The sequence below is a fragment of the Pantoea sp. ACRSC genome, from assembly GCF_022346785.1.
In the GTDB taxonomy this organism is placed as follows: Bacteria; Pseudomonadota; Gammaproteobacteria; order Enterobacterales; family Enterobacteriaceae; genus Pantoea; species Pantoea alvi.
In genome coordinates this window covers 159,069-169,431 of the sequence record NZ_JAKRNN010000007.1, presented here as the reverse complement: position 1 = coordinate 169,431, position 10,363 = coordinate 159,069, and the positions used below count along the sequence as shown (strand labels likewise).

The window sequence follows — 10,363 nt, the reverse complement described above, 5'->3', positions numbered from 1 at the left end:
TCGTCGCGGACTATATCGTCGGGTATTACAGCTCGCTAAGGCCGCATGGGTATAACGGTGGGTTACCCCCAAACGAATCGGAAAACCGATACTGGAAAAACTCTAACTCGGTGGCCAGTTTTTGTTGACCACTTCAGAACCGTCACAGCCGGAGATCGTGAATGGCTTTATCGGCATTGCTCAGGAAGATGGTGCGTGGAGGTGTCTTACGCCGGATGATGTGCTCAAGATGGAGTGTGTGCCAGTGCTGACAAGATAAAGTCCCAGCGGTCGAGGTATTTTGAATCCTCACCTTTCCCAATCTTGAATAGTGGAACACTATGCTGCCATGTTGATTGACTAGCGACTATTTCACTGGGCACAACAAAAACTTCGGGAGCACTTTTATTAGCAATGTCTTCAGACATATTACAGAAAACATAGAAATAATCAGGAGAAATGGTTGGCATATGTTTTCCAACCATCCATTGTCGCGGTTGGCTTCTTGCCCAGGAACCTTTGACCTGAATACTAATACTTTTTGAGCCATTGATAGTAGCGATTATATCAACAGCGCTAGAACCGCTTGTTGTAAGAGCTGCGCTAATGCCAAGGCGTGAAAGCATGTAAGCAATATAGTATTCGCCCGCATCACCAGCATTTTTAGATGACCGTTTGATAATTTCTGGCATTTCTCATCCTTGGTAAGTTTATGGCATTCATCGACAAACAAGAGAAGTTCTTCCTGAGTGTCCCGTTGATTTCAAAAGCTGCGCCAGAAACTGTATCAGAGATGAATAAGATGCTTCAGTAAAAAAATTACTGGCCTGCGACGTTCTGACCCTGCGGGTCCTTCCGGAGGGATACCCTGTCCACGAGGCGGCGGCCCCGCAGAAAACGGCTAGTTTTGCGATTTTCATAGGGACAGTACCACGTGTCGTAACTAATTGAATCTAAGAGTTAAATCGGCTTATGAGGTGTCCATTTCGCCAAAAGCAGGGACAGGTGGATAGCGGTTAATTACATGATATTAAAAAGGAAATCCGAAACTGAGCTGGTGTGTTGAGGTGAGGAATGTCAGACATCAACAGAATCGGGGATGCCTATAACTGGAGTATTGCGAAAATTGCTGAAGCTTTCGGCATAGATCGTAAGACAGTCAGAAAGAAAATCATGAACGCTCAGGTTGCATCCGCCGGAAACATTCGTGGAAATCCGGTCTATGCCCTTAAGGACATCGGTCCTGTTCTCTTTACCCCTGATGAAGCTGCCACACCTGAAACACTTCATGATCCTTCCCGCATGGATCCTAAATCCCGTAAGGACTGGTTTCAGTTTGAGAATGAGCGCGTAAAGCTTGAAGCTGCGCTCAGCCAGCTCATACCTCTTAATGAAGAACATCGCGAGATAGCGATGCTGGCGAAGTCTGTTTCACAGGTACTGGATACATGGCCTGACAGGTTGGAGCGCGAGCGTGGGTGGTCTCCGCATCAGATTTCAGAAGCGCAAAGTATTGTTGATGAATTCAAGAAGCACTGGCTACAGAGATACGTATTACAGATATCGTCGAGGAGTGTGAGTCATTATATACGTCTCAGCTGCTGAGATACGCCAAGACGTATCTGAACTCTTCAAGGCTCTGCATCGAATGCCAGCCGCTGAGGCGTTTAAACGCGACATGCGCGTGCCTTTGGGTGGGGCAGTTCACTCCCCTGGGATGCGGCACTGAGACCCTATAGTGTTGAACCCATGAACAGCCTGACGTCGCGCAGTTATGACGCGGTGGTTTTTGTCGGCTCTGCGCGGAAGGGTAACCCTGGGTCTGATTGATGGCTGAATAACTTATTCTGTGGCGTGCAATCCGGCAGATTTTCTGCTTATACAGATGAGTAAAGAAAAGGCGCGGGAACTTCAAAGAAACGCCTTGAACGTACTTTTCGCTGCAGTTTATGACGAAAACGCTGTCGGTAGGGGAAGGAAAGCGTGTTTATCTTTTCAAGGGCGAGAGCCATAAGCGTGAAAAGCTGATTACCCGGACATGGCCTGAAATAAAGCAGGAAAGGAAACGCGTTCGTGTCGGTGGCGGCGGGTTCATACCAGAATGGCGTCCCCTGCAGGAATCGAACCTGCAACTAGCCCTTAGGAGGGGCTCGTTATATCCATTTAACTAAGGGGACGGTGGCGCGAAGTATAGCGCAAATGCGCCGCAAGAATAACCCAGCTGCGGCGCGTTTGCTCATTTCCTCAACAGCTTAGCGCGCTTTTTCCTGCTGCTTCGCTTCGCGCTGTTTCGCTTTCGCCTCTGCTTTCGCCGCCTCGCTCATATCGTTGCGGATCTGCGCATGGCTGATTAATGCGAAAATCAGCGTACCGCCGGTGATATTGCCCAGCAGGGTCGGCAGCGCGAACGGCCAGATAAACTCATACCAGCTGATCTGGCCGGTAAAGACCAGATAGAGGATCTCCACCGAGCCCACCACGATATGGGCCAGATCGCCCAGCCCGACCAGCCAGGTCATCATCACGATCACAATCAGCTTGGTGGCACCCGCCTGCGGCATCATCCAGACCATCGTCGCGATAATCCAGCCGGAAATCACCGCATTGGCGAACATCTCGCCGGGTGTGTTCTCCATTACTTTCTGGCTGATGGCGCTAAAGGCCTGGCGCGTCGCATCGTCGAAAATCGGCATCTCCGCAAAGGCGATCGAGGCGAGGGCGGTACCGATCAGGTTGCCGAGCAGCACCAGTCCCCACAGTCGCAGCAGCAGGCCAATATTGCCCAGCGTCGGTTTGTGCATCACCGGCAGCACCGCAGTCACCGTATTCTCGGTGAAGAGCTGCTGGCGCGCCATTATGACGATAACGAAGCCGAAGGTGTAGCCCAGGTTCTCCAGCAAAAAGGCGCCGGGCAGACCGTCAAGATGTACCTGAAAAATCCCTTTCGCCATCAGCGAGGCGCCCATTGACAGGCCGGCGGCAATCGCCGACCAGAGCAGCGCCATCCCGTCGCGCTCCAGCTCCTTTTCGCCATCCTGGCGAATCTCTTCATGTATCGCCGCCGCGCGCGAGGGCAGGGCGTCTTCGTTTACCTCAATCTCCGTTCCTTGCTCTTTTTCTTCGCTGTCGACATCGTTTTCATCCTGGTGAACAGATGGGGAAGGTTTCATGTTTGCTCCTTGTTATTATTGCTGCGCGTAATAAGCGTAGCCTGTTTTTGCAAGGGCGAAATGTAACTATCTTTTCAGCGAAGCGTTACAAAATTTTAACGTAGTATCTTTTTTAAGCATATTCACGCTGCAAGGGGCATTACCACCGCTTCAGGCGCGCCGTGCCGCACGCCATGAGCTTCGGCCCACCGCAACCTTATGCTATTATCCTGCCCACTTTTTTTCCTGGCGCGACTCCTCCGGCATGCTCGAAGTCATTAATCTCTCTTGCGTTCGCGACGAACGCACGCTGTTCCACGGCCTCTCATTCGGCGTGGCGGCGGGCAATATCGTGCAGATAGAAGGGCCGAACGGCGCCGGTAAAACGTCGCTGCTGCGCCTGCTGGCGGGACTGAGCCGCCCGGAAGAGGGCGAGGTGCGCTGGCAAAGCCAGCCAATACGCCAACAGCGCGAACAGTGGCACCAAAGCCTGCTTTTTCTCGGTCATCAGCCCGGCGTAAAAGCGGTACTATCGCCGCTGGAAAATCTGCGCTTCTGTCACCCGAACCGCAACGACGCGCAAATCTTCGACGCCCTTGAGTGCGTCGATCTGCTGGGCTACGAGGAGGTGCCGGTGGCGCAGCTTTCAGCGGGACAGCAGCGGCGCGTGGCGCTGGCCCGGCTCTGGCTCAGCGACGCCGCGCTGTGGATCCTGGATGAGCCGCTGACGGCGATAGATAAAGCGGGTGTGGAAAAATTAATGAAGCGTTTTACGCAACATGCCGACAAGGGCGGTCTGGTGATCCTTACCACCCATCAGGATCTGCCAGAAAGCGATGGGCGCGTGCGTAAAATAGCGCTTACCGGCGCGGAGCTGCTCTGATGTCGCTGCGCGTGATTCAGCGCGAGCTGCGCATCGCCTTTCGCAGCGGCGCGGAGGTGGTTAACCCGCTCTGGTTCTTTCTGATCGTGATAACGCTGTTCCCGCTCGGCATTGGGCCGGAGCCGCAGCAGCTGGCGCGTATCGCACCGGGCGTCGCCTGGGTGGCCGCCTTGCTCTCATCGCTGCTGGCGCTGGAGCGCTTGTTCCGCGACGATTTTATTGACGGCTCGCTGGAGCAGCTGTTGCTGCTGCCGACGCCGCTGCCGGTTACCGTGCTGGGCAAAGTGATCGCTCACTGGCTGGTAACGGGGCTGCCGCTGATCCTGCTGTCGCCGCTGGCGGCGCTGCTGCTGTCCCTCGATTTCAACAGCTGGCTGGCGATGGCGCTGACGCTGCTGCTCGGCACGCCGACCTTCAGCTTTCTCGGCGCCATCGGCGTTGCGCTGACGGTGGGGCTGCGGCGCGGCGGCGTGCTGCTGAGCCTGCTGGTGCTGCCGCTGGCGGTGCCGGTGCTGATTTTCGCCAGCGCGGCGATCGACGCGGCGGGCCAGGGATTGCCGATCGGCGGCTATCTGGCGATCCTCGGCGCCATGCTGGCGGCCAGCGCGACGCTGTCGCCGTTCGCCACCGCCGCCGCGCTGCGTATCGCGCTGCACTGATCCGCACATGCGTCAGCCATGGCGGAAATGATTTTTTAACCTGTGAGCAATGCAACATGTGGAAATGGTTACATCAGCTGGGAAGGCCGGAGCGGCTTTATCAGCTCTGCGGGCGTTTAATTCCCTGGTTCGCCGTGGCGGGCGCGGCAACGCTGCTGCTCGGCTGGATCTGGGGCTTCGGTTTTGCGCCGGCCGACTACCAGCAGGGCGACAGTTTCCGCATTATGTATATCCACGTTCCGGCGGCGATGTGGTCGATGGGCGTCTACGCCGCAATGGCGGTCGCCGCGTTTACCGGCCTGGTGTGGCAGATGAAAATGGCCGATCTGGTCTCGACCGCAATGGCCCCGGTCGGCGCGGTTTTTACCTTTATCGCGCTGATCACGGGCTCCGCCTGGGGCAAGCCGATGTGGGGCACCTGGTGGATCTGGGACGCGCGCCTGACGTCGGAGCTGGTGCTGCTCTTCCTTTATATGGGCGTGATAGCGCTCTATCAGTCGTTTGACGACCGCCGCACCGCGGGGCGCGCGGCTGGCATTTTGATTCTGGTCGGCGTGGTTAATCTGCCGATCATTCACTTCTCGGTAGAGTGGTGGAACACCCTGCATCAGGGCTCATCGGGCATCCTGCAGCAGGCGATCGCGCCGAGCATGCGCACGCCGCTGCGCTGGGCGATCCTCGGCTACCTGCTGCTGTTCATTACCCTGACGCTGATGCGCCTGCGCAACCTGATCCTCTACACCGAGCGTCACCGTCCCTGGGTGGCAAACCTCGTCAGCGGAGGCCGTAAAGCATGACGCCCGCTTTCTCTTCCCTGTCCGCCTTTTTCGCCATGGGCGGCTACGCCTTTTACGTCTGGCTGGCGGTGATCTGCACCCTTGTGCCGCTTGTCGGGCTGCTGCTGCATACGCTGCTGCAGCGCCGCCGCCTGCTGGCTGAGATCCGCCAGCGCCAGTCCAGGGAGCGCCGCATCCGTTCGGCGAAAATGAAACAAGCCGCCGGTGAAGCGGCAGGAGATCCAATGTGAATAGCCGTCGTCGTCAGCGCCTGTATGTTGTGGTGGCGATCCTGGTGGGGCTGGGCCTCGCCACGTCACTGGTTATGTATGCGCTGCGTTCCAATATCGACCTGTTCTATACCCCAGGCGAAATCCTCTACGGCAAAGGTGAAGATCATCAGAAGCCGGAAGCGGGTCAGCGCCTGCGGGTCGGAGGCATGGTGATGCCGGGCAGCGTGAAGCGCGATCCAAATACGCTTGCCGTCTCTTTTAAGCTCTACGACGCCAACGGCGTGGTCAGCGTCAGCTTCGAAGGCATATTGCCGGACCTGTTCCGCGAAGGGCAGGGCGTGGTGGCGCAGGGCGTGCTGGAAGAGGGCAACCTTATCAACGCCAAAGAGGTGCTGGCGAAGCATGACGAGAAATACACGCCGCCGGAAATTGAGGATGCGATGAAGAAGAATCACAAGAGCCCGCAGGCGCTGGCGGAACAGGCGAGAACAGCGCCATGATGCCGGAAGTCGGAAGTTTTCTGCTCTGCCTGGCGCTGGGCCTCGCGCTGCTGCTGAGCGTCTATCCCCTGTGGGGCGCGGTGCGCCAGGATGCCCGCCTGATGGGGCTGGCGCGTCCGCTCGCCAGCGGGCTGTTTCTCTGTGTCGCTGGCGCCTTCCTCGTGCTGGTGCACGCCTTTGTGGTCAACGACTTTACCGTCGGCTACGTTGCCGCTAACTCCAATACGCTGCTGCCGGTCTATTACCGCATCGCCGCAACCTGGGGGGCGCACGAAGGCTCGCTGCTGCTCTGGGTGCTGCTGCTCAGCAGCTGGACGCTACTGGTGGCGATTTTCAGCCGCGGCATGCCGCAGGACGCGCTGGCGCGCGTGCTGGCGGTGATGGGAATGATTAACCTCGGTTTCCTGCTGTTTATTATTCTTACCTCGAACCCCTTTACCCGCACGCTGCCCGATTTTCCCATCGACGGGCGCGATCTCAACCCGATGCTGCAGGATATCGGCCTGATCTTCCATCCGCCGCTGCTCTATATGGGCTACGTTGGCTTCTCGGTAGCGTTCGCCTTCGCCATCGCCTCCCTGATGGCGGGACGGCTGGATACCGCCTGGGCGCGCTGGTCGCGTCCCTGGACCACGGCAGCCTGGGTGTTCCTGACCATCGGCATCGTGCTGGGCTCCGCGTGGGCCTATTACGAACTCGGCTGGGGCGGCTGGTGGTTCTGGGATCCGGTGGAAAACGCCTCCTTTATGCCATGGCTGGCGGGAACCGCGCTGATGCACTCGCTGGCGGTAACGGAGAAGCGCGGCACCTTTAAAGCCTGGACGGTGCTGCTGGCGATCACCGCCTTCTCTCTCAGCCTGCTCGGCACCTTTCTGGTGCGATCCGGCGTGCTGGTGTCGGTACACTCGTTCGCCTCCGATCCGGCGCGCGGCATGTTTATCCTCGCCTTCCTGGTGATCGTCATCGGCAGCTCGCTGCTGCTCTACGCCATTAAAGGCGGGCAGGTGCGCAGCCGCGTGCAGAACGAAACCTGGTCGCGCGAATCTTTCCTGCTCGGCAATAACGTACTGCTGATCGCCGCCATGCTGGTGGTACTGCTGGGCACGCTGCTGCCGCTGGTGCACAAGCAGCTCGGCCTCGGCAGTATCTCCGTGGGCGAGCCGTTCTTTAACACCATGTTCAGCTGGCTGATGGCGCCGTTCGCGCTGATGCTCGGCATCGGGCCGCTGGTGCGCTGGCGTCGCGACGAGCCGCAGAAGCTGTGGAAGCGTCTGGCGCTGGCGCTGGTGGTCACGCTCGCCAGCGCGATCCTGATGCCCTGGCTGATGCAGGATCGCATCGAGGCGATGACGGTGGTGGGGCTGCTGATGGCGGTGTGGATCCTGGTGCTGACGCTGATGGAGCTGCACGAGCGCGCCACGCATCGGCACGCCTTCTTCCGCGGCCTGCGCCATCTGTCGCGCAGCCACTGGGGCATGGTGCTGGGCCATATCGGCGTCGGCGTCACGGTGATCGGCATCGCCTTCAGCACCCAGTACAGCGTCGAGCGCGACGTGCGCATGAAGGCGGGCGACAGCATCGATATTCACCGCTATCACTTTGTGTTCCGCGACGTGCATAACCTGCAGGGGCCGAACTACAGCGGCGGCGTCGGCATTATCGACGTCAGCCGCGACGGCAAGCCGGAGGCGGTGCTGCACGCGGAAAAACGCTTCTACACCGCGGCGCGCACCATGATGACCGAGGCGGCGATCGACGGCGGCTTTACGCGCGATCTCTACGCCGCGCTGGGCGAGGAGCTGGATAATGGCTCCTGGGCGGTGCGCATCTATTACAAACCCTTTGTGCGCTGGATCTGGTTCGGCGGCGTGTTTATGGCGCTTGGCGGCCTGCTCTGCCTGCTCGATCCGCGCTACCGCTCGCGGAAAAAAGCCGCGCGTGAGGAACGGGCATGAACAAGAAAATTCTCTTTATTCCGCTGATCCTGTTTTTGCTGCTGGCGGCGGCGCTGCTGTGGCAGCTGTCGCGCAACGCCAGCGGTGACGATCCCACCCGGCTCGAATCGGCGCTGATCGGCAAGCCGGTGCCGCTGTTTAAGCTGGAGGCGCTCGATCGGCCCGGCCAGCTCTACGACCAGAAGATCCTTAACGACGGCAAACCGATCCTGCTGAACGTCTGGGCGACCTGGTGCCCGACCTGTCGCGCCGAGCATCAGTATCTCAACCAGCTGGCGGAGCAGGGCATTCGCGTAGTCGGGCTTAACTATAAAGACGACCGCGCCAAAGCGGTCGCCTGGCTCAATACGCTGGGCAACCCTTACGCGCTTAGCCTCTATGACGGCGACGGCATGCTGGGGCTCGATCTCGGCGTCTACGGCGCGCCGGAAACCTTCCTGATCGACGGCAACGGCATTATTCGCTACCGCCACGCGGGGGATCTCAACGCGCGCGTCTGGCAGCAGGAAGTGCTGCCGCTGTGGCGGAAATACAGCAAGGAGGGCGCGTGAAACCCTTACTTTCAATTCTCTGCGGCCTGCTGCTCAGCTTCAGCCTGTGTGCGGCGATCGACACATACCCGTTCGACTCCGTGGCGCAGGAGGAGCAGTACCGCGATCTGACCGCCTCGCTGCGCTGCCCGAAATGCCAGAACAACAGCATTGCCGACTCAAACGCGATGATCGCGGCGGATATGCGCCTCAAGGTCTATGAGCTGATGAAGCAGGGGCAGAGCCGTCAGCAGATCATCGACTATATGGTGGCGCGCTACGGCAATTTCGTTACCTATGAACCGCCGGTGACGCCGTCGACGCTGATCCTCTGGGTCGGCCCGGCGCTGTTCGCCGTGCTGGGCGGCCTGGTCATCATCCTGCGCAGCCGTCAGCGCAAAACGCGCAGCGAGCTGGACGAGACCGATCAACAGCGCCTTGCGGCGATACTTAAACGCGACGGGAAGCTGAAATGAGCGCTTTGTGGATTAGCATTATTGTGCTGCTGACGGCCGCCAGCGCCCTGTTTCTCGGCGCGGGCTGGCGTCAGCGCCAGGCGAGCAACACCGATCGCGACCGTCTGAATACCGATTTTTACCACCAGCGCCTGCGCGAGCTGGAAGAGGATGAGGCGCAGGGCGTGATCGGCGAGCGCGCCACCATGGTAAGCGAACTGCAGCAGACGCTGCTGACCGATGTCCCACAGCAGGATGCCCCAGCGCCACGCGCCAGCAGCCGTCTGCTGCTGCTGCCCGGCGTCGTGGCGCTGATCGCGGTATCGCTCGGCTTCTATCTGAAAAGCGGCGGGCTGGCGCAGGTCGCCGGCTGGATACAGGTGCAGCAGGAATATCCGGCGCTGCGCGCGCGGGTAATGGATCCGCAGGCGAAGCCGCTCACCATGGAGGAGCTGGCGCGCCTGCAGCTCGGCCTGCGCACCGCGCTGCAGTCAGAGCCTGATAACCTGAACGACTGGACCATGCTGGGCCGCCTCGGCATGGTGCTTAACAACGCCGCCAGCGCCAGCCAGGCGTTCGAGCATGCGCTGCAGCTCGCGCCCAACAACCTGGCGCTGAAACAGGACTATGCTGAAGTACTGACCCGCTCCAGCGATCCGCAGGATAACCGCCAGGCGGGGCTGATGCTGCGCGATATGCTGAAAGAGGATGGCGACAACCTGCGCACGCTTGGCCTGCTGGCGTTTAACGCTTATGAACAGCAGCAGTATGAGCAGGCGATTAGCGCCTGGCAGGCTATGCTGAAACGGATCCCGGCCGACGATCGCCGCCGCGTAATGATTGAGCGCAGCATTGAACAAGCAAAAACCGACGCCGGTCAGCAGAATACGCAGCTGGCGCTAACGGTGACGCTGACGCCGGAGGCAGAAAAAATGTTACCGCCGGGCGGAGTCATGTATATTTCTGTTTCTGACGGTGTTTCACCGGTGCCCGTGGCCGTTAAGCGCTTGCCGCTGAGCCACTTTCCGTTATCGCTTACGCTGGATGACAGCAACGCCATGATGCCGGAGCGCCTGCTTTCGGCGCAGCATCAGGTGCAGGTTCGGGTGCGTATTTCCCGCGACGGCAGCGCCAGTCCGCAATCCGGCGACTGGTTTGGTCTGAGCGCGGTAACGCCCTGGGATGGTCATCAGCACATGGCTGTGGAGATTAATCAACAGCAGCCCTGAAGCGATACTTCATTA

General features: G+C 59.2%; 12 protein-coding genes, 1 tRNA gene and 2 pseudogenes. 12 read left to right on the top strand and 3 right to left on the bottom strand.

Going from position 1 to position 10,363, the window contains the following annotated elements; all coding sequences use genetic code 11:
* A pseudogene (locus MHZ97_RS09765) lies at window positions 1-128 on the top strand (IS3 family transposase); the annotation flags it as partial.
* Between the two features lie 96 nt (window positions 129-224).
* Here MHZ97_RS09765 and MHZ97_RS09760 read toward each other — a convergent pair.
* Window positions 225-671: a hypothetical protein gene (locus MHZ97_RS09760; RefSeq protein ID WP_239314373.1), complete on the bottom strand. Its 447-nt coding sequence runs from the start codon at window positions 669-671 to the stop codon at window positions 225-227.
* A 382-nt stretch (window positions 672-1,053) separates the two neighbouring features.
* Here MHZ97_RS09760 and MHZ97_RS09755 point away from each other — a divergent pair, with 382 nt between their 5' ends.
* The gene (locus tag MHZ97_RS09755; protein WP_239314374.1) at window positions 1,054-1,584 is read left to right on the top strand and encodes a DUF1441 family protein; all 531 of its coding nucleotides are present in this window, start codon (window positions 1,054-1,056) and stop codon (window positions 1,582-1,584) included.
* Window positions 1,562-1,926, top strand: a pseudogene (locus MHZ97_RS09750) (phage terminase large subunit family protein); the annotation flags it as partial. The gene MHZ97_RS09755 and the pseudogene MHZ97_RS09750, both read left to right, overlap by 23 nt.
* A gap of 155 nt (window positions 1,927-2,081) precedes the next feature.
* Here MHZ97_RS09750 and MHZ97_RS09745 read toward each other — a convergent pair.
* Both MHZ97_RS09745 and MHZ97_RS09740 read right to left on the bottom strand, forming a co-directional pair.
* A tRNA-Arg gene (locus MHZ97_RS09745) sits at window positions 2,082-2,156 on the bottom strand.
* A 75-nt stretch (window positions 2,157-2,231) separates the two neighbouring features.
* On the bottom strand, window positions 2,232-3,149 hold the full coding sequence (locus MHZ97_RS09740) for a formate/nitrite transporter family protein (protein ID WP_103794204.1): 918 nt from the start codon (window positions 3,147-3,149) through the stop codon (window positions 2,232-2,234).
* A gap of 244 nt (window positions 3,150-3,393) precedes the next feature.
* Between MHZ97_RS09740 and ccmA the strand changes: the two genes are divergently transcribed.
* The 9 genes from ccmA to ccmI are packed head-to-tail and all read left to right on the top strand — an operon-like array spanning window position 3,394 to window position 10,348.
* Entirely contained in the window at window positions 3,394-4,011 is a 618-nt protein-coding gene (gene ccmA, locus MHZ97_RS09735) for a cytochrome c biogenesis heme-transporting ATPase CcmA (RefSeq protein ID WP_239314375.1), read from the top strand.
* The gene (gene ccmB / locus MHZ97_RS09730; protein WP_103794202.1) at window positions 4,011-4,670 is read left to right on the top strand and encodes a heme exporter protein CcmB; all 660 of its coding nucleotides are present in this window, start codon (window positions 4,011-4,013) and stop codon (window positions 4,668-4,670) included. The genes ccmA and ccmB overlap by 1 nt, the downstream gene beginning before the upstream one ends.
* 56 nt (window positions 4,671-4,726) lie before the next feature.
* Window positions 4,727-5,467 (top strand): heme ABC transporter permease, encoded by a 741-nt coding sequence (locus MHZ97_RS09725; protein WP_239314376.1) that lies wholly within the window; start codon window positions 4,727-4,729, stop codon window positions 5,465-5,467.
* On the top strand, window positions 5,464-5,697 hold the full coding sequence (ccmD, locus tag MHZ97_RS09720) for a heme exporter protein CcmD (protein WP_103794200.1): 234 nt from the start codon (window positions 5,464-5,466) through the stop codon (window positions 5,695-5,697). The genes MHZ97_RS09725 and ccmD overlap by 4 nt, the downstream gene beginning before the upstream one ends.
* The gene (gene ccmE, locus MHZ97_RS09715; protein WP_239314377.1) at window positions 5,694-6,179 is read left to right on the top strand and encodes a cytochrome c maturation protein CcmE; all 486 of its coding nucleotides are present in this window, start codon (window positions 5,694-5,696) and stop codon (window positions 6,177-6,179) included. The genes ccmD and ccmE overlap by 4 nt, the downstream gene beginning before the upstream one ends.
* The gene (locus MHZ97_RS09710; RefSeq protein WP_239314378.1) at window positions 6,176-8,134 is read left to right on the top strand and encodes a heme lyase CcmF/NrfE family subunit; all 1,959 of its coding nucleotides are present in this window, start codon (window positions 6,176-6,178) and stop codon (window positions 8,132-8,134) included. The genes ccmE and MHZ97_RS09710 overlap by 4 nt, the downstream gene beginning before the upstream one ends.
* Window positions 8,131-8,685 carry a DsbE family thiol:disulfide interchange protein gene (locus MHZ97_RS09705; RefSeq protein WP_103794197.1) on the top strand — a complete coding sequence of 185 codons (555 nt, stop codon included), beginning with the start codon at window positions 8,131-8,133 and terminating at the stop codon, window positions 8,683-8,685. Before MHZ97_RS09710 ends, MHZ97_RS09705 begins: the two co-directional genes overlap by 4 nt.
* On the top strand, window positions 8,682-9,140 hold the full coding sequence (locus MHZ97_RS09700) for a cytochrome c-type biogenesis protein (RefSeq protein WP_239314379.1): 459 nt from the start codon (window positions 8,682-8,684) through the stop codon (window positions 9,138-9,140). The genes MHZ97_RS09705 and MHZ97_RS09700 overlap by 4 nt, the downstream gene beginning before the upstream one ends.
* Window positions 9,137-10,348 (top strand): c-type cytochrome biogenesis protein CcmI, encoded by a 1,212-nt coding sequence (gene ccmI, locus MHZ97_RS09695; RefSeq protein WP_239314380.1) that lies wholly within the window; start codon window positions 9,137-9,139, stop codon window positions 10,346-10,348. The genes MHZ97_RS09700 and ccmI overlap by 4 nt, the downstream gene beginning before the upstream one ends.
* The last annotated feature ends 15 nt before the right edge of the window (window positions 10,349-10,363 follow it).

Coding starts and splice junctions, on each gene's coding strand:
- ccmB (WP_103794202.1), top strand. CDS start 4,011: ATGTCGCTGCGCGTGATTCAGCGCGAGCTGCGCATCGCCTTTCGCAGC.
- MHZ97_RS09755 (WP_239314374.1), top strand. CDS start 1,054: ATGTCAGACATCAACAGAATCGGGGATGCCTATAACTGGAGTATTGCG.
- ccmI (WP_239314380.1), top strand. CDS start 9,137: ATGAGCGCTTTGTGGATTAGCATTATTGTGCTGCTGACGGCCGCCAGC.
- MHZ97_RS09710 (WP_239314378.1), top strand. CDS start 6,176: ATGATGCCGGAAGTCGGAAGTTTTCTGCTCTGCCTGGCGCTGGGCCTC.
- MHZ97_RS09740 (WP_103794204.1), bottom strand. CDS start 3,149: ATGAAACCTTCCCCATCTGTTCACCAGGATGAAAACGATGTCGACAGC.
- MHZ97_RS09705 (WP_103794197.1), top strand. CDS start 8,131: ATGAACAAGAAAATTCTCTTTATTCCGCTGATCCTGTTTTTGCTGCTG.
- MHZ97_RS09760 (WP_239314373.1), bottom strand. CDS start 671: ATGCCAGAAATTATCAAACGGTCATCTAAAAATGCTGGTGATGCGGGC.
- ccmD (WP_103794200.1), top strand. CDS start 5,464: ATGACGCCCGCTTTCTCTTCCCTGTCCGCCTTTTTCGCCATGGGCGGC.
- MHZ97_RS09725 (WP_239314376.1), top strand. CDS start 4,727: ATGTGGAAATGGTTACATCAGCTGGGAAGGCCGGAGCGGCTTTATCAG.
- ccmA (WP_239314375.1), top strand. CDS start 3,394: ATGCTCGAAGTCATTAATCTCTCTTGCGTTCGCGACGAACGCACGCTG.